16 protein-coding genes are annotated in these 17,234 nt (G+C 67.1%); 7 read left to right on the top strand and 9 right to left on the bottom strand.

Features of this window, described 5'->3' with window-relative positions; all coding sequences use genetic code 11:
* Window positions 1–11 precede the first annotated feature (11 nt).
* The gene (locus FB459_RS00830; RefSeq protein ID WP_246092256.1) at window positions 12–803 is read left to right on the top strand and encodes a helical backbone metal receptor; all 792 of its coding nucleotides are present in this window, start codon (window positions 12–14) and stop codon (window positions 801–803) included.
* 2 nt (window positions 804–805) lie between these two features.
* Here FB459_RS00830 and FB459_RS00825 read toward each other — a convergent pair whose 3' ends face one another.
* A complete protein-coding gene (locus FB459_RS00825; RefSeq protein ID WP_170221629.1) occupies window positions 806–1,753 on the bottom strand; it encodes a phosphatase domain-containing protein in 948 nt (315 codons plus the stop codon).
* 308 nt (window positions 1,754–2,061) lie between these two features.
* Here FB459_RS00825 and FB459_RS00820 point away from each other — a divergent pair, with 308 nt between their 5' ends.
* The 3 genes from FB459_RS00820 (at window position 2,062) to ppc (ending at window position 6,191) form a co-directional block, all read left to right on the top strand.
* Entirely contained in the window at window positions 2,062–2,295 is a 234-nt protein-coding gene (locus tag FB459_RS00820; protein ID WP_141927117.1) for a pyridoxamine 5'-phosphate oxidase family protein, read from the top strand.
* A 3-nt stretch (window positions 2,296–2,298) separates the two neighbouring features.
* Window positions 2,299–3,345 carry an alpha/beta hydrolase gene (locus FB459_RS00815; protein ID WP_141927116.1) on the top strand — a complete coding sequence of 349 codons (1,047 nt, stop codon included), beginning with the start codon at window positions 2,299–2,301 and terminating at the stop codon, window positions 3,343–3,345.
* Between the two features lie 68 nt (window positions 3,346–3,413).
* Entirely contained in the window at window positions 3,414–6,191 is a 2,778-nt protein-coding gene (ppc, locus tag FB459_RS00810; protein WP_141927115.1) for a phosphoenolpyruvate carboxylase, read from the top strand.
* Window positions 6,192–6,211: 20 nt separating this feature from the next.
* Here ppc and FB459_RS00805 read toward each other — a convergent pair whose 3' ends face one another.
* Both FB459_RS00805 and FB459_RS00800 read right to left on the bottom strand, forming a co-directional pair.
* Complete coding sequence (locus tag FB459_RS00805; RefSeq protein ID WP_141927114.1) at window positions 6,212–6,799, bottom strand: methylated-DNA--[protein]-cysteine S-methyltransferase; 588 nt, start codon at window positions 6,797–6,799, stop codon at window positions 6,212–6,214.
* The gene (locus FB459_RS00800; RefSeq protein WP_141927113.1) at window positions 6,796–7,272 is read right to left on the bottom strand and encodes an RNA polymerase sigma factor; all 477 of its coding nucleotides are present in this window, start codon (window positions 7,270–7,272) and stop codon (window positions 6,796–6,798) included. Before FB459_RS00800 ends, FB459_RS00805 begins: the two co-directional genes overlap by 4 nt.
* Window positions 7,273–7,341: 69 nt before the next feature.
* Between FB459_RS00800 and FB459_RS00795 the strand changes: the two genes are divergently transcribed.
* Window positions 7,342–7,947, top strand: a complete 606-nt coding sequence (locus tag FB459_RS00795; protein WP_141927112.1) for a YczE/YyaS/YitT family protein — start codon at window positions 7,342–7,344, stop codon at window positions 7,945–7,947.
* 86 nt (window positions 7,948–8,033) lie between these two features.
* On the opposite strand, the gene FB459_RS00790 is transcribed toward FB459_RS00795, so the two are convergent.
* Window positions 8,034–8,939 (bottom strand): GNAT family N-acetyltransferase, encoded by a 906-nt coding sequence (locus tag FB459_RS00790; protein WP_246092255.1) that lies wholly within the window; start codon window positions 8,937–8,939, stop codon window positions 8,034–8,036.
* A 59-nt stretch (window positions 8,940–8,998) separates the two neighbouring features.
* Between FB459_RS00790 and FB459_RS00785 the strand changes: the two genes are divergently transcribed.
* Window positions 8,999–10,000: a P1 family peptidase gene (locus FB459_RS00785; RefSeq protein WP_141927111.1), complete on the top strand. Its 1,002-nt coding sequence runs from the start codon at window positions 8,999–9,001 to the stop codon at window positions 9,998–10,000.
* A 66-nt stretch (window positions 10,001–10,066) separates the two neighbouring features.
* On the opposite strand, the gene FB459_RS00780 is transcribed toward FB459_RS00785, so the two are convergent.
* Genes FB459_RS00780 through iolC form a run of 4 tightly spaced genes read right to left on the bottom strand, consistent with a single transcriptional unit; the run spans window position 10,067 to window position 14,401 of the window.
* Complete coding sequence (locus FB459_RS00780) at window positions 10,067–11,566, bottom strand: CoA-acylating methylmalonate-semialdehyde dehydrogenase (RefSeq protein WP_141927110.1); 1,500 nt, start codon at window positions 11,564–11,566, stop codon at window positions 10,067–10,069.
* Window positions 11,563–12,462, bottom strand: coding sequence for a 5-deoxy-glucuronate isomerase (iolB, locus tag FB459_RS00775; protein WP_211345226.1), 900 nt, complete (start codon window positions 12,460–12,462; stop codon window positions 11,563–11,565). Before iolB ends, FB459_RS00780 begins: the two co-directional genes overlap by 4 nt.
* Window positions 12,456–13,439, bottom strand: a complete 984-nt coding sequence (locus FB459_RS00770) for a Cgl0159 family (beta/alpha)8-fold protein (protein WP_246092254.1) — start codon at window positions 13,437–13,439, stop codon at window positions 12,456–12,458. Before FB459_RS00770 ends, iolB begins: the two co-directional genes overlap by 7 nt.
* Entirely contained in the window at window positions 13,436–14,401 is a 966-nt protein-coding gene (gene iolC / locus FB459_RS00765) for a 5-dehydro-2-deoxygluconokinase (RefSeq protein WP_246092253.1), read from the bottom strand. The genes FB459_RS00770 and iolC overlap by 4 nt, the downstream gene beginning before the upstream one ends.
* Window positions 14,402–14,493: 92 nt before the next feature.
* Here iolC and FB459_RS00760 point away from each other — a divergent pair, with 92 nt between their 5' ends.
* The gene (locus FB459_RS00760; RefSeq protein ID WP_141927107.1) at window positions 14,494–15,234 is read left to right on the top strand and encodes a GntR family transcriptional regulator; all 741 of its coding nucleotides are present in this window, start codon (window positions 14,494–14,496) and stop codon (window positions 15,232–15,234) included.
* Window positions 15,235–15,240: 6 nt separating this feature from the next.
* Here the strand turns inward: FB459_RS00760 and iolD are convergent, their stop codons facing one another.
* Complete coding sequence (iolD, locus tag FB459_RS00755) at window positions 15,241–17,157, bottom strand: 3D-(3,5/4)-trihydroxycyclohexane-1,2-dione acylhydrolase (decyclizing) (protein WP_141927106.1); 1,917 nt, start codon at window positions 17,155–17,157, stop codon at window positions 15,241–15,243.
* Between the last annotated feature and the right edge of the window lie 77 nt (window positions 17,158–17,234).

Genomic DNA, 17,234 nt, shown 5'->3' with positions numbered 1-17,234 from the left:
AGGTCGGGCGGGTGCGAACACAGATCGACGATCTCGGATTCCACGTCGACCTCCCCGACGAGGTCGAACGAGTCGTCAGCCTCGTCCCCTCCCTTACCGAAGCGATCGCGGCGACCCGTCCACAGGCTCTGGTCGGTGCCACCGACTGGTGCACCCATCCCGCGGACCTCGATGTGCCGCGCGTCAGAGGCACGAAGAACCCCGACGTTGCGGCCATCGCCGAGTTGGCACCCGACCTGGTGGTCGCCAACAAGGAAGAGAACCGCGAGCTCGACGTGAAGCGCCTGCGGGATAAAGGGATTGCCGTCTGGGTGACCGACATCGAGACCGTGCCGCAGGCGCTGGACTCGATGCGCCGATTGTTCACCGAAGCTCTCGGCTGGGGGTCACCCGGCTGGCTGGACGAGGCCGACGCTCTGTGGCGAATGTCCGCAGGACGCGCGGGTGAGGTCGGCGGTTCTGCGGACACTCGGCGAGTGGTTGTGCCGATCTGGCGCGATCCGTGGATGGTGGTCGGGAGGCCGACGTACACCGCCGACCTCCTCCAGTGCCTCGGCTGTGACGCGGTCGTTCCGGACGGCGCCGAGGGCCGATACCCGCATGCTGACCTGGCCGATCTCGACGACCCGAGCCGCGCGGATCTCGTGCTGCTGCCCGACGAGCCGTACGTCTTCACCGCCGACGACGGCCCGGAGGCCTTCGTCGAGGTTCCCACGGAACTGATCAGCGGCCGGTTGATCACCTGGTACGGACCGGCGATGGTCGAAGCAGCTCGCACTCTTCCCGCCGTGCTGCGGCGCTGACGTCACCCCAGCGCGAGCGCCTCGTCGGCGTCGCGCTGCAACAACTTCCTGGTCGAGGCCTCCTGTTCGGCGGTCTCCCAATCGATGTCGTCGAGCGCGGCAAGTGATTCTGTGACAACCCGTTTCACGTTGTCGAGCGAGACCAGGCCGAGGCTGTACGCCTTCATGGCTGCACCGACGTATGTCTCGAAAACGTGGACTCCGGATGCCGCCAACTCCTCGCGTCGAGCGGCCGGGGTGTCGACGACATCGTGGATGAACACCGCCGACACGGCGTCCGGATAATCGGTCCGGACGCGTTGTCCGACCAGGACGTCGCCCTGACCGGAGTCACCGACGAACACGACGCCGTACTCGGGGAAGAGCTTGCGGTAGTGCGCGAAATTCGCCACCTTGCCGTCCGCCATGGCGTCCTTCGAGTGAATGTTCATCAGGCTGCCGGCCAGCAGGGATGAACTCGCGACCCCCGCTTTGCGCAGCACGTCCTTGGAGTTCGATTCGATGAGACCGAACGCGATCTCGGGCCGCGCGGTCAGGAACGTGAGGTCGCCGCGTGACCACGGCGACTCGGTGGGACCGTCGTCCAGGGCCTGCAGGAAGGCCAGCGATCCCGGAACCAGGAAGTGGCCGCGGGGGTAACGCGTCTCGTGGATCATCGGGAAGACGGTGTCGTCGATGTCCGACAGCACCTTCACCCCGAGTCGCCCGAGCGGCTCGGCCTGCGCCGCGAAGTGATCGAGGACCCGTTCGCGCACCGACTCGTCGTCGATGTCGCCGAAGATCAGTTCCTCGAGGTCGTGATGATCGTCGCGCCGGTTGAGCGCGTTCTTCAGCTGCGTCAGTTCCTCGCCGTGCACGGAATAGAAGATGTCGACGATCTCCCGCTCCTCGTGCCGTCGCGTCCACCCCTCCTGCAGCCGGTGGATCCGGTGGACGTGCTCTTCGCTCACTGCGTTCCTCCCGAGAGTGGACATGCCCGTTCGATGATGTCGTGCTCGGTGGCGCAGGTGTGGCTGCAGCCCGTCGATGTCAGGCTTGGTCGATGTTCCGTAAGCAGAGCTGCGGGTGCTGCGAACCTACGCGCAGCGGTGGCGTCCGGACGCAGATCCTCTGAGTCTCGACTGAGTCCTCACTCTGGCGGTCCGCACGTGGTCGGGGCCTGCCGTCCCTGCATCCCCGATCGTGCAGACTTCGACCTTGCGGCGTGCGCTCGCGAATTTTCGGTGAGACTGACCGCACCGACGGAAGGAAGCCTGAGATGTCCTGCAAGATTGCGACCGCCGACCGACGTCCACTGCAGGAGGTGCTCGATTTCGTCCGCTCCCGGAACACCATGGTGCTCACCACGTTCCGCCGCGACGGCTCGTTGCAGAGTTCGCCGGTGACCGGTGGCGTCGACGACCAGGGCAAGTCGCTCATCCGGAGCACGATCGACCGGACCGGCCCGATCGCCACCGGTGGCTTCCCGCCGCGCCTCGCCAACAAGGATTGACCCGTGAGCGATCTGCGTTTGCGCATCGAGAAGACCGTCTTCAACGGCGGTGCCAAGGTGCCCCGAGTGGTGAAGCGGGTGATCGCCGGTAAGCCGCCGACGGCGGACGGTCGGACCCTCGATCTCGACTTCGCCGTGGGCTTGCGAATGCTCGAACTCGGTGGGGCGACCGAGTACGCCGGCATGACCCTGCAGGAAGCCCGTGACCTGCTCGAACACGAGTCGCTCGTGTCTGCCGGTCCACCGGTCGAGGTCAGGCAGGTCGAAGACCTCACCCTCGATCTGCCGGACGCGTCGATTCCGGCTCGTCTCTACAAGCCGTCCGAAGACCCGAAGCTCCCGCTGCTGGTCTACTTCCACGGCGGCGGTTGGGTGCTCGGCAGCATCGAGTCGCACGACGGACTCTGTCGCCGCATCTGCGACCAGGCGCAGGTGGCCGTCCTCAATGTCGGCTACCGGCTCGCGCCCGAAGACCGTTTCCCGGCAGCCGTGGACGACGCGATCGGCGCGTTCCGGTGGGCCGTCGAGCACGCGTCCGAGATCGGTGTCGATCCCCGCCGTATCGCCGTCGGTGGCGACAGCGCCGGCGGCAACCTGTCGGCGGTGATCGCCCAGCAGACCCGCGGCGACGCGGTGCAACCGGCCTTCCAGCTGTTGTTCGTGCCCGTCACCGACCTGTCGCGACGCACCGATTCCTATGCGAAGTTCAGGGAGGGATACTTCCTCACGGCATCCGAAATGGACTGGTATCAGGACCATTACATCGGTCCGGACGGTGACGCGGCCGACCCGCGCGTCTCACCACTGCTGGCGCAGGACCTCACCGACCTGCCGCCCGCGTACGTCGGTGTCGCCGGTTTCGACGTGCTGCGCGACGAGGGCATCGCCTACGCCGAGGCCATGCAGGCAGCCGGTAACCAGGTGCAGCTGCGGGTGGTCGCCGGGGGAGTGCATCCCTGGGTCAACTCACCCCTCGCCCGCACCAGCAGGGAGCACCTCGCCGAAGCGCTCGGGGCGTTGCGGCAGGCACTGGGTGTGGTCTCGACGTGACGAAGGTCGCGTCCGCGGGCTGAACAGGGCATCTGGGTTACCGGGCGGTCGCGACCATACTGGGCGCCATGATCGACCAGCCGCAGATGGTGTTCGAGGCGACCGACGAGGGCCGCGCCGCGACCGAACCACTTCGCAACGACATCCGCCTGCTCGGCGGGATGCTCGGCGACGTGGTGCGCGAGCAGGAGGGCGAGCGAGTCTTCGAACTTGTGGAGCAGGCACGTAAGAAGGCCTTCGCCGTCCGGCGCCAGGAGGTCGATCGCGAGGGTTTCGCAGAGCTCTTCCACGACCTGTCGACCAAGGACGCGCTGCATGTGATCCGGGCGTTCAGCCTGTTCGCGCTGCTCGCGAACCTTGCCGAAGACCTGCACCGGGAGCGTCGTCGCGCCGTGCACGTCAACGCGGGTGAGGCACCGATCGACGGTTCGCTCGCGGCGACCTTCCCCAAACTGCAGGCTGCGCACCTCGACAACCGCCAGGTCGAGAGCGCGCTGCGGGACGCGACGGTCGTCCCGGTGGTCACCGCGCACCCGACCGAGACCCGGCGCCGCACCGTGTTCGAGGCGCAGAGCAAGATCAAGCGCATCATGCGAACCCGCGAGCGCATGACCCTCAACGCAGAGGAAGAGCGGGATGCGTTGCGGGACATCAAGATCCAGATCATCACTCTCTGGCAGACCGCGCTCATCCGGTTGAAGCGTGTGCAGATCGAGGACGAGATCGAGGTCGGGCTGCGCTTCTTCGAGGCATCGCTGTTCGATGTCATGCCGCGCATCAACGCGCAGGTGCGTCGCGAGCTGAACGAGCTCTACCCGGGCGCCGATCTGCTCGAGGAGCCGATGCTGCGTGCCGGCTCGTGGATCGGTGGCGACCGGGACGGCAACCCGAACGTCAACGCCGACGTCGTCGCCACGGCCTCGCGACGTGCATCCCAGACCGCACTCGCCCACTACCTGCGTGAACTCAACGGCCTCGAGGTCAGCCTGTCGTTGTCGAAACGACTCGCTCCGATCAGTGATTCGCTCACGACGCTGGCCGACCTCAACACCGAGGACGAGCGGGACGATGAGCCCTACCGTCGCGCGATCCGATGGATCCGCGGACGGCTGGAGCGCACCTACGAGAACTTCTTCGGTCGCCCCGCCGACGGTGCGATCGAGGTCGAAGGAGCTGCGCCGTACGCGCAGGCGCAGGAGTTCCTGGACGACCTGAACGTCGTCGACGACTCGTTGCGTGCCAACCACGACGACCTGCTCGCGGACGCCGAACTCGCCGGTCTTCGTGAGGCGGTCCGCACCTTCGGGTTCCACCTGTACGGGCTCGACCTGCGGCAGAACTCCGACGTGCACGAGGAGACCATCGCCGAGTTGTTCGCGTGGGCGGGCGTGCACGACGATTACGCCGCCCTGGACGAGGACGCGAAGGTCGAGTTGCTCGTGCGGGAACTCAGCTCCCGGCGACCGCTGGTCGGTCGTGGCGCGGAGTTCTCCGAGCAGACCTCCGGCGAACTCGCGATCGTGGCCTCCGCCGCGGACGCGGTGAAAACCTTTGGTACGGAAGCGATTCCCAACTATGTGATCTCGATGTGTACGAGTGTCTCCGACATCCTCGAATGCGCCGTCATGCTCAAGGAGGCCGGTCTCTACGTGCCGGACACGGACGGCGCGACCTGCTCGGTGAACATCGTGCCGTTGTTCGAGACCATCGAGGATCTCCAGGTCTCGGCCACCACACTGCGGGCGGCCCTCGCCCTGCCCGCGTACCGCGCCTTGGTCGACTCGAAGGGCGGTCTGCAGGAGGTCATGCTCGGCTACAGCGACTCCAACAAGGACGGCGGATACCTCGCCGCGAACTGGGCGCTCTACCGCGCGGAACTCGATCTCGTCGACGTGGCAACGGAATTCGACATCCGTCTGCGCCTGTTTCACGGACGCGGCGGCACCGTCGGACGCGGCGGCGGCCCGAGTTACGACGCGATCCTCGCCCAGCCTCCGGGTGCCGTCCGTGGCTCATTGCGACTGACCGAGCAGGGCGAAATCATCGCCGCCAAGTACGCCGAGCCCGCGCTCGCGTACCGCAATCTCGAAGCTCTCGTCGCCGCCACCCTCGAATCGTCGCTGCTCGACATCGAAGGGCTGGACGACACCGATCAGGCCTACCGTGATCTCGATGAACTGGCGGCCCTGGCCCGGGACGCGTACAGCGAACTGGTCCACCACACAGACGGATTCGTCGAGTACTTCAAGACCTCCACCCCGGTCGCCGAGATCGGTGCGCTGAACATCGGCTCGCGTCCGGCGTCCCGTAAACCCACCGAGCAGATCTCCGACCTGCGGGCGATCCCGTGGGTGATGAGCTGGTCGCTGGCCCGCGTCATGCTGCCGGGTTGGTACGGCACCGGTTCCGCGCTCGAACGTTGGATCGACGGCGACGAGACCAAGCTCGCCAAGCTCAAGCACTACTACGAGCACTGGCCCTTCTTCCGCACCGTGGTCTCGAACATGGCGCAGGTCATGGCGAAGTCCGATCTCGGTATCGCTGAACGTTATTCGCGCCTCGTCGACGACGAAGCACTGCGCGAGCGGGTCTTCGGCAAGATCACCGAGGAGCACGCGCGCACGCTGCGCATGTACGCCGCGATCACCGGTCACGAGGACCTGCTCTGGGACAACACCGCGCTCAAGCGATCGGTGTTCAACCGTTTTCCGTACCTGGAGCCGTTGAACCATCTGCAGGTCGAACTGCTCGCCCGCTACCGTGCCGGGGACGAGGACGAACAGGTGCGCCGCGGCATCCTGCTCACCATGAACGGTCTGGCCACAGCCCTGCGCAACTCCGGCTGACCGGTTTCGCGGAGAGCCGCTCAGCGGGTACCGGACTCCAGATCGAGGAGGGTCTGCTTCGCCTCGGTGCCGCCGAGGTAGGCGCCGATGGTCCCGTCCGAGCGCAGCACCCGGTGACAGGGCACCACGATCGGGAGTGGGTTCATCGCACACGCGGTGCCGACCGCCCGGACGGCGCGGGGGTTGCCGACGTGCTCGGCGACCTGCCTGTACGACTCGGTGCTCCCAAAAGGGATGGACGGCAGGTACTCGTGCACGCGGGCGCGGAAACCGCGGGACAGCGAGCGGTCCAGCGGGAGCTCGAAGGCGCGCAGACGTCCGGTGAAGTACTCCTCCAGCGACCGGGCAGCCTCGTCCAGTCGACCAGGAGCGTGCAACACCCGTGGGCTGATCTGCGCTGCCAGCATCACGAGCGCGGTGTCGAAGTCCTCGAGTTCGAAAGCGACCCGAACCAGTCCCGAAGTCGTTGTGGCGAGAAGCAATTCACCGACGGGGGAGTCGACCGTGCGGTAGGCGACCTCGACCTCGTCCCCTGCCGTATCCGCGAGGTGAGCGCGCAACATCTCCAAGTGCGCCGGGTCGGTGCGCAGGTCGTCCAGCTGGTTCATGACTCCTCCTCGCGATACAGGATGCGTAGTTTCTTCATGCCGTCGGCGGCTGCGCGCCGCGCAGCTTCGGCTGATCCGCCGATCAGGTAGGCGACGTCGGTATAGGACAGCCCGGCCAGGTGGTGGTACGCGATGGCCTGCCGCTGCCGATCCGGCAGCGCCGCGACTCGCGCCCACAGTTCCCGATCGTCCTCGGACGGAAAACCGTTGTCGTCCAGTGCGTCCGGTACATCGGACACCAGAACGTGACGTGATTCGCGCCGGACGACGTCGATCGCCTTGCGATGGGCGATCGTCACCAACCAGGCGCGCACGTTCGCGTCGTCCGGCAGATCCGGCCAGGCACGCATGGCCGACAGGAAGGTCTCCGACCAGGCATCGTCCGCCGCGGTGTGATGGCCGAGCACCGCCCGGCACACCCGCAGCACCACGTCGCCGTGCTCGCGCACGGCGTGGTCGAACGGCTGCTTCATGGTCATCACCTTCGATAGACGGCCCGGCCACCGCGAACGTGAGGTCGGCCGACACATAGTCTGCAAGGCGTGTCCCCGATCCGCCGCGCTCTGCAACTTCCGATCGGCTGCATCGTCCTCGGGCTGGGGGTCACCTTCCTGCTGTCCGCCAAGCTGGGCTCGGACGGCTACTCCACGCTGATGAGCGGTCTGACGGACGCGACCGGTGCCGACTTCGCGGTGGTCAGCTGGATCAGCGCCGCTGTGCTGGTCGCCCTGGCCTGGTTGCGCGGGCAGAAGCCCGGTATCGGCACTGTCTGCCAACTCGTCGTCGTCGGTCTGTCGGTCAGTGCTTTTCTCACGGTGATGCCGACTCCGGACGATCTGTCGGCCCGGATCGGGATGTTCGCCGTCGGTTACGTGGTGCTGTGCATCGGCGTCGCGGCGTACCTGGCGACCGATCTCGGCGCCGGTCCGACCGAAGCTGCGGCTCTGGCGTTCGACCCGCCGGTACCGTTCAAGTGGAGCTACACGATCTTCCAGGGGTTGTGCGTGCTGGTCGGTTGGCTCTGCGGCGCGACGGTCGGGATCGGCACGTTGATCCTGGCCGCAGGTATCGGCTGGTCGATCGACCGGCTGATGCCGGTCCTCGGCCATTCGGCTCGGGAGGTTGCCGGAACCGGCGCCGTCGACTGACTCGGGGTTGCTGCCTGACGAGGAGCGTGATCGTCGGCCTCCTGCACAAGGAGACCGAGGCGATGACCGCGACACTCTGACGAGGGTCAGATCTGCTTCGCCAGGTGGTGCCAGGTCTGGGTGACGTGCATCCCGACCTTCTCGTACAGCCCCAGCGCGCCGGTGCGCGAGTCGGTCGACAGCCCGAAACGGACGGCGCTCTTCTCCCGACCGAGCCGGAACGCGTCCGCCATCAGGGCTCGTGCCAGCCCGAGTCCGCGCTGGTCGCCTCGCACCGCGAGCTGGTCGATGTAGGCCTGGCCGGCGGAATCGATCAGCAGGGCTGCCACCCCGACGACCTCGTTCGAGTGGTCGATGGCCAACCGCATCTGCCACGGCTCGAACCCGCGGCGACGCAGCAACCGCACGGACCAGTCGTCGAAGGTCTGCGGGTTACGGTTCGGCCACTCGTTGAACGCGTCCTCGACCACCTGATACGCGATGTGGTCGTCCTGCCCGGGCACCAGTCCACGGATCGAATATCCCCGGGGGAGAGGCTGTTCGGCAACCTCCTTCTCGGGCGACAGCTCGAGCACCCACGACGTCCAGAGCGTTTCGTAACCGCGTCCGCGTAGCAGCGTCTCGCCCGGGCTGCCGCCGAACCGGGATTGCCCGACCAGCGTGCCACCGTCGCGTTTCGCCTGCTCCTCGCTCCATCGCGCCAGCCACGACCCGATGCCACGCCCCTGATGGGAGGGAAGGACAGCGGCATCGGCTCTACGGCCGTCGGCCACCTCTGCTGTCCCGACCAGGCGCTCGCCCTCGAAGACGCCGACGCTCTGCGACGACAGATCGAAGTTCGTCCTGGCCCAGTCGCCCTCGATGTCCTCGACCTCGATGCCGGGCTTCCCCGTGTCGGCTAACTCGGCCTCCGAAAAGACCACGAAGACAGCGTCCAGATCGCCGGGGACGAGGGGGCGGCTGGTGAGGCCAGGTGGGAGGTCGATGTCCATGTCGCCAAGCATCCTCCCGCGACGGTCGCGGCGCATCCGGATATGCCACGGTTGGATCCATGCGCCCCGGAACCACGAACTCGCTCACCGACGTCCACGGCATTCGGGTGGGCCATGCCACCCGGCGCGCTGACGGATGGTTGACCGGGACGACGGTGGTCCGTATGCCCGACGACGGAGCCGTCGGCGGCGTGGACGTCCGCGGTGGGGGACCGGGTACCCGCGAGACCGATCTGCTCGACCCGCGGAACATGGTCGAGCGGGTGCACGCCATTGTCCTCACCGGTGGCAGCGCGTTCGGCCTCGCCGCTGCAGACGGTGTCATGCAGTCGCTCGCCGCCGAAGGCATCGGCCTGCCGGTGGAAGCAGCCGGACGACAGGTGCCGGTGCCGATCGTGCCCGCTGCGGTCATCTTCGACCTGGGTCGCGGCGGTGACTCGAACGCCCGGCCGGACGCGTCCTTCGGCGCGGATGCCCTTGCCGCCGCGAGTGATTCGGGGGTCGAGCAGGGCGCGGTCGGCGCCGGAGCAGGAGCGCGTGCTGGCGGTTTGAAGGGTGGCATCGGTTCGGCGAGCGTGGTGCTGGACGACGGGACGACCGTCGGCTGCCTGGTTGTCGTCAACGCCGTCGGCAGCACGGTCGCCCCAGCCACCGGCGAGTTGTACGCGGCGCGGCAGGGCCTGCCGGACGAGTTCGCGCAGGTACCGGTGCATCCGAACGACCCACCGCCGCAGACACCGGCCGTCGGCACCGCGACCACGCTCGCCGTGGTGGCGACCGACGCCACTTTGACAAAGGCGCAGTGTCAGAAACTCGCCGGCATCGCCCACGATGGCATGGCGCGGGCGATCAATCCCGTGCACACGATGTTCGACGGCGACACCGTGTTCGCGGTGTCGACGATGACCCGAGAAGCGCCGGACGGCATGGGTTTTCACGCCCTGCTCACAGCGGCCGGGGATTGCGTCACCCGCGCTGTCGGCCACGCGATGTGGCACGCCGAGAGTGAAGCCGGCATGCCGAGTTACCGCGACCACCACGTCGCAAGCCAGGTCGAGTAGGTGCTGAACGCACCCGATATTCGCTCACGGGGGTTTCCCGCGACGCCTCAGAAGCCCTGACTCCGGTCAGTCGTTCTGCGGGAACCCGAGGTTGAGACCACCGTGCGAGGGGTCGAGCCAGCGAGAGGTGACGGCCTTGGTGCGGGTGAAGAAGTGAACGCCCTCGACGCCGTACGCGTGACTGTCGCCGAACAGCGACGACTTCCAACCACCGAACGAGTAGTACGACACCGGCACCGGAATAGGCACATTGATGCCGACCATACCGACCTCGACCTCGTTCTGGAAGCGGCGAGCAGCACCGCCGTCGTTGGTGAAAATGGCTGTGCCGTTTCCGTATTCGGATGAGTTGATGAGGTCGAGACCCTCGTCGTAGCTCTGCACCCGGACGACCGACAGCACTGGTCCGAAGATCTCGTCGGTGTAGATCGACATGTCCGTGCCGACTTCGTCGAACAACGTCGGTCCGACGAAGAAGCCCTCGTCCGGGCCGTGAAACTCCCCGTCGCGACCGTCGACGACCAGGCGGGCACCGGCGTCCAGGCCGGCCTGGATGTAGTCGGTGATCCGGTCGCGGGCCTGCGCGGTGACGACCGGACCCATGTCGCAGCCGGTCGAACCGTCACCGGTCTTCAGTCCGGCCATCCGGCTCTTGATCCGCTCGATCAACTCGTCGGCGATCGAGTCGACCGCGACGACCACGGAGATCGCCATGCACCGTTCACCGGCGGAACCGAACCCCGCGTTCACGGCCGCGTCGGCAGCGAGGTCGAGGTCGGCGTCGGGCAGCACCAGCATGTGGTTCTTCGCACCGCCGAGAGCCTGAACCCGCTTGCCGGTCGCCACGCCGCGCTCGTAGACGTACTTCGCGATCGGGGTCGAACCGACGAACGAGACGGCCTTCACGGTGGGGTGATCGAGCAGCGCGTCGACAGCCTCCTTGTCACCGTGGACGACGTTCATGACGCCGTCCGGCAGGCCGGCTTCCTTCCAGAGCTTCGCGACCTCGACGACGGCGGACGGGTCCTTCTCGGACGGCTTGATCACCACGGCATTGCCGCACGCGACCGCGATCGGCACGAACCACAGCGGCACCATCGCCGGGAAGTTGAACGGCGAAATGACGGCGACCACGCCGAGGGGCTGCAGGATCGAGTAGGCGTCCACCCCGGTCGACACGTTCTCGGAGTACCCGCCCTTGAGCAATTGCGGGATGCCGCAGGCGAACTCGGCGACCTCCAGGCCGCGGGTCACTTCACCGAGGGCGTCCGAGGTGACCTTGCCGTGCTCCGAGGTGATGATTTCGGCGATCCGCTCCTTGTTCTCCTCCAGCAGCTGGCGGAACTTGAACAACACCGGCGTTCGCTTCGCGAGCGAGGTCGATCCCCACTGCTTCGCAGCTGTGGCGGCGTGCTGGACCACGCGGTCGACCACTTCGGCGGACGCGAGGTCGAGCGTTCCGGTGACCCGCCCGGTGGCGGGGTTGTATACCTCGCTGGTGCGCTCGGCGGAACCGTCGAACTCCTGGTGGCCGATGAGGTGGGTGATCCGGGTGGGCGTGCTCATGGCGTTTCCTCGTGTGTCGGTCCGGTGAAGGGAAGTCGGGGGTCCATCGGGTGGTCGGTCCAGGTGTCGCGGACCCAGGTGTGCGCCGGGTCGTCGCAGATGCGCCACGCCCGTTCGTCGCCGGGTCCGGCCATCACGTTCAGGTAGTACAGGTCGTACCCGGGCGGGGCCATCGACGGCCCGTGCCAGCCGTGCGGCACCAGCACGACATCGCCGGAGACGACGCGGGCGTTGACCTCGATCGGACGATCGGCCGTGCCGTGCACCGCCTGGTAGCCGTGCGGTTCGGCCTCGGCCGGGCCACCCGTGGCGATACGGGACTCGAAGTAGTAGATCTCCTCGAGTTCGGTCTCGACGCCGGGGCGTTCCTCGTCATGCTTGTGCGGCGGGTACGAACTCCAGTTGCCCGACGGCGTCAGCACCTCGCAACAGATGATCGAATCCGCGTGCAGCGCAGCGGGAGTGCCGAAGTTGTGCACTTGCCGAGAACAGTTGCCGGCGCCGCGAAGCTCGACCGGCACGGCGTCCTTGTCGACGACAGCGAACGGTTGATCGGACGACGCGGGCGCGAAACACAGCGCCACCCGACTCGGCTCGGACGCGGTGACGGTGAGAGTTCGGCCGCGCGGCACGTACGCCACATCGCTCGGACCTTCGAACACGTCGGCTCGCCCCATCAGCCGGACCTGATCCGGGTCGCAGGACACATCGACACCGAGGCCGGACAGCGGAACCACGATGTACTCGTCGTCGCCGGTCTGGAGCGTGCGTGACTCGCCGGCACCGAGCGTCGCCACCAGCAGCCCGGTGTGCCGCCAGTCGTCACTACCCGGTCGCACCACGACGTCGTACTGCTCGTCGCTGATCGACCCGGCAGGCCTGTGCCAATTCATGATTCAGTCCCTTTCGCCGAGTGGCCGGGCTGTGAACCAGTGGCCGGGGTATAACCCGGCCACTCGTCCGTAACCCGGCCACTCGATGAAGGTTCGGTGCCGTGGACGAGGCGAGCCGCGACGTCGACGGCCGCGGCGACGTCGTCGTCCGGCGGGAAGAGCAACGCGCGACCGATCACCAGCCCGGCCGCGGACGGAGCGCTGAGCGCGTCCTCCCAGCTCGCGTACGTCTCGTCCGAGTCGGTCGTCGGGTCGCCGCCGAGGAGCAGGGTCGGAAGCGTGGTGGCCTCCAGAACGCGGTGCATCTCGGGCACGATCGGCACCTTCAGCCAGGTGTACGCGCTGGTGGCGCCGAGCCCGGACGCCACGTGCATCGACCGGATGGTCGCGTCGGCGGTGAGGATATTGCGGGCACGGCCGTCGGTGCCGAACTCTGACCAGAACGGTTCGATCATCGCGATCTTGCGGCGGGTTGCCAGCTCGTCGACAGCACGTGCTGTCGCCTGGAGAGTGGCGACGGTTCCGCTGTCCTGCAAGCAGATTCGAGCAAGTGTCTTTCCGCCGTCCAGTCCGAAATCGTCGATCTGCGCCGCCGTGTACCCGGTGAACCGATCATCGAACTCGAAGCCGGCCCCCTGCAAGCCGCCGCGGTTCATCGACCCGATCACCAGCTTGTCGTCCAGCGCTCCGAGCAACAGGAGGTCCTCCAGCACGTCGGCCGTGGCGAGCACGCCGTCGACACGCGGGTTGGCCAGCGCCGTCACCAGCCGGCCCAGCAGTTCAGGTCGGGACGCCATCGCGTCGTTGTTGTCGCGCACCCCGAGCGCGCCACGGGCCGGGTGGTCGGCGGCGACGATGAGGAGCCGACTGTCCGGGCCTTTGCGGCGCCCACGCGTCGCCCAGGCAGATGCGATCGCGTCCGGGTCGCTGATCCGTCGGCGGGTCAGTTGGTGAATTTCGGTGTCGGACAGTCTCATCATCCCTCCAGACGCACGGCGCCCGCTGCCAGCGCAGCCTCGACCTGGGCAGTGTTCGGCATGGCGGACGAGCACTCGAGCCGACCGGCGACGATCGCGCCGGCGGCGTTCGCGAAACGCAGCATCCGTTCCAGATCCCAGCCGGACACAAGCCCATGGACGATCGCCCCACCGAACGCGTCACCCGCACCGAGGCCATTGACGACGTCGACCGGCAACGGCGGCACCTCCACGCATTCGCCGGCGGTCATCGCCAGCACCCCACGCGGACCCTGTTTCACGATCGCCAGCTCGATCCCACGATCCAGCAGAGCTCGGGCAGCTCTGGTCGGATCGGTCTCACCCACCGCGATCTCGCACTCGTCCTGGTTGCCGACGGCGACCGTGACCTGCGCGAGTGCCTCACCGACGATCGCGCGGGCGCCGTCCGGCGACGGCCAGAACATCGGTCGCCAGTCGAGATCGAGCACGGTGAGCGGGCGCCGCTCTCGAACACCCCAGGCGTAGAAGTGCGCTTCGCGCGAGGGTTCGCGGGACAGGCCGGTGACCGTCGACCAGTACACGCGGGCGTCCCGCACCTGCTCGACCGGTATCTGCGCGGGATCGATGGTGAGGTCGGGTGCGATCGGCTCGCGATAGAAGTAGAGCGGGAAGTCGTCGGGCGGAAAGAGCTCACAGAAGGTGATCGGTGTCTTCAGTTCCGGGGTCGGCGTCACGGCGGCGGGGTCGACCCCGAACTCCTCCAATTGCCTGATCAGGTAACGACCGAACGGGTCGTCTCCGGTCCGGGAGATGAGCGCGCAGGTGCGTCCGTACCGCGCGGCGGCGACCGCGACGTTGGCCGCGCTGCCACCCAGGAACTTGCCGAACGTGTCGACCTCCTCCAGGCCGACGCCGCTGGTGAGCGGGTACAGGTCGACGCCGAGCCGGCCGATGGCCAGCAGGTCGGGTGCGGACGAGGTCACGACGAATGCCCTTCTCGGGGGACCGGACGGGTGATCCTGCAATGTAATGACATTTTTACTTCCGAACGACATTTGCTGTCTATGATCGGCCCATGGCTGAGACAGTGCCGGTGGTCATCGATCGGGCGAGCCCAGTCCCGTTGTACTACCAACTCGCCCAGCAGCTCACCGCTGCCATCGAGAGCGGGTCGCTCAAACCGGGCGACCCGTTCGAGAACGAACTGGCGATGGCCGAACGGCTCGACCTGTCCCGCCCGACGGTGCGCCGGGCGATAGCGGAGCTGGTGCAGCGTGGCCTGGTCACCCGGCGCCGAGGCATCGGGACGACGGTGGCCAACGAGGTGATCCACCGCCGCGACGAGCTCACCAGTCTCTACGAGGACCTCGTCCGCTCCGGGAAGGAGCCACGCACCGAGTTGCTCGACTTCGACCGCACCGCTCACTCGCCGGTGGCTGCCGAGTTCTTCGGCGTCCCGAAGAATGCCGACCTGGTGTTCGTGCGGCGTCTGCGATACACCGGTGACGTCCCCCTGTCGATCCTGTCGAACTGGTTGCTGCCGCAAGCGGCGAAGTTCGACGAGCGGCAACTGATCGACCGTGGCCTGTACGCGCTGCTGCGCGAGGCCGGAGTGCGTCCGGTGGTCGGCAAACAGCGCATCGGTGCCAGACGTCCGACCGGCAAGGAACGTTCGATGCTGCGCACCGACAAGGGCGAACCGCTGCTGACGATGACCCGTCGAGCGTTCGACGAGTCGGGCGCACCGGTCGAATACGGCGACCACGTCTACCGCGCCGACCAGTACGCCATCGAGATCACCGTCCACCAGAGCTGAGCACCGTCACAGGTGATGGCGCTGATCGCGCTTGCGCTGCTCGTACGCCGCACGCGCAGCTGTGGTCGACTGCAAGGTGGAGGTCTCGCTGACCGGTACGTCCCACCAGGACGAACCCGGGGGATTGGGGCCGGTGAGGTCGGTCTCGATGTAGAGCACCACGGACTCCTCGCCGTCCAGCGCAGTACGCAGACTGCTGCGGAACTCCTCGATTCCGTCGCTGCGCACCACCTTCACACCCCAGGACGCCGCATTTGCCGCGAGGTCGAACGGCACCGGCGCCCCGTCCAAACGCCCGCTGGACGCGTCCCGCATCCGGTACTTCGTGCCGAAGCGCTGCGACCCGACAGACTCCGACAGCGCACCGATCGAGGCGAAGCCCGCGTTGTCGAGCAGCACGACGATGACCTTGATGCCTTCGGACGCGATGGTCGCGAGTTCCATCGGCATCATCTGGTAGGAACCGTCACCGACGACGGCGACGACATTCCGGTCTTCGTCGCCGATCGCGAGGCGGACGCCGAGCGCTGCCGGAATCTCGTATCCCATGGTCGAGTAGGCGTATTCGAGGTGGTACTGGTCGGGCGAGGTCGCGCGCCACAGGCACTGCAGGTCGCCCGGCATCGAACCCGCCGCATTGATGATCACGTCGCGCTCGGCCAGTTCGTCGTTGAGTGCACCGAACACCTCGGTCTGTGCCGGGAGCGGCTCGTGGTCGCGGTGATAGCACTGCTCGATGACGTCGTTCCACTCGTCCCAGAGCCCCGCTGCTTCCTGCTGATACGCGTCGTCGGTGTGCCACCCCGCCATCTGCTCCTGCAACGCGACGAGCGCGGCGCGTGCATCGGCCACGACCATCGTCGCCGAGTTCTTCGCGGCGTCGAAGGACTGCACGTTGATGTTCACGAACTTCACGTCCGGACGCGCGAACGCGGTGTGTGACGCGGTGGTGAAGTCGGAGTACCGGGTGCCGATGCCGATGATCAGATCCGCCTGCGCAGCGAGCGCATTCGCCGCGGAGTTGCCGGTCGAGCCGACTCCACCGACGGCCACCGGATGGTCGAAGTTGATCGCACCCTTGCCGGACTGAGTGTCGGTCACCGGAATCCCTGTGACAGAGGCGAACTCGCGCAGGACGTCACTCGCCTCCGAGTAGACGACGCCACCACCGGCGACGATCAGGGGTCGCTCGGCAGCCTTGATCGCGGCGACTGCTCGTTCGAGAGCCGCCGGGTCGGGGGCCGGTCGGGGAATGTGCCAGACCCGGCGGGAGAAGAACTCCTGCGGCCAGTCGTACGCCTCGGCCTGCACATCCTGTGGCAGGCAGATCGTCACCGCACCGGTCTCGGCCGGATCGGTCAGCACCCGCATGGCAGCGAGCAGCGAGGGCATCAACTGTTCCGGACGGTTGATCCGGTCCCAGAAACGTGAGACCGGTTTGAATGCGTCGTTGACCGAGATGTCGAGCGAACGCGGGTCTTCCAATTGCTGCAGCACGGGGTCGGGGTAGCGGGTGGCGAACTGGTCGGACGGCAGCAGCAGTACCGGTAGTCGATTGGTTGTCGCGAGGGCGGCGCCGGTGACCATGTTCGTCGCGCCGGGGCCGATGGACGTGGTGACGGCCAGTGTCTGGCGGCGCCGCGTCTCCTTCGCAAACCCGGCGGCCGCATGAACCCCGCCCTGCTCGTTGCGCATCAGCCAGTACGGCATCTCGTCGTCTTCTTTCGCATCGACCGAGTTCTGCAGCAGGGCCTGGCCCACGCCGGCGACGTTCCCGTGTCCGAAGATCCCGAATGTGCCTGCGATCAAACGCCGCTCATCGCCGTCCCTCTCCGAGTACTGCTGCGTCAGAAAGCGGACGAGTGCCTGGCCGACCGTCAGGCGAACGGTGGGCGCGTGGGCGTACGGATAACTCGAGCTCATCGGTGCTCCCCTCGGGACGGTCAAAGCCAGGTTATCGGCCTTGTTCTGACATTTGAACAACTGGCCCGGCGAGCCTG

It is taken from the genome of Yimella lutea, from assembly GCF_006715095.1.
GTDB lineage: Bacteria > Actinomycetota > Actinomycetes > Actinomycetales > Dermatophilaceae > Yimella > Yimella lutea.
This window is presented reverse-complemented; position numbering and strand designations above follow the sequence as displayed.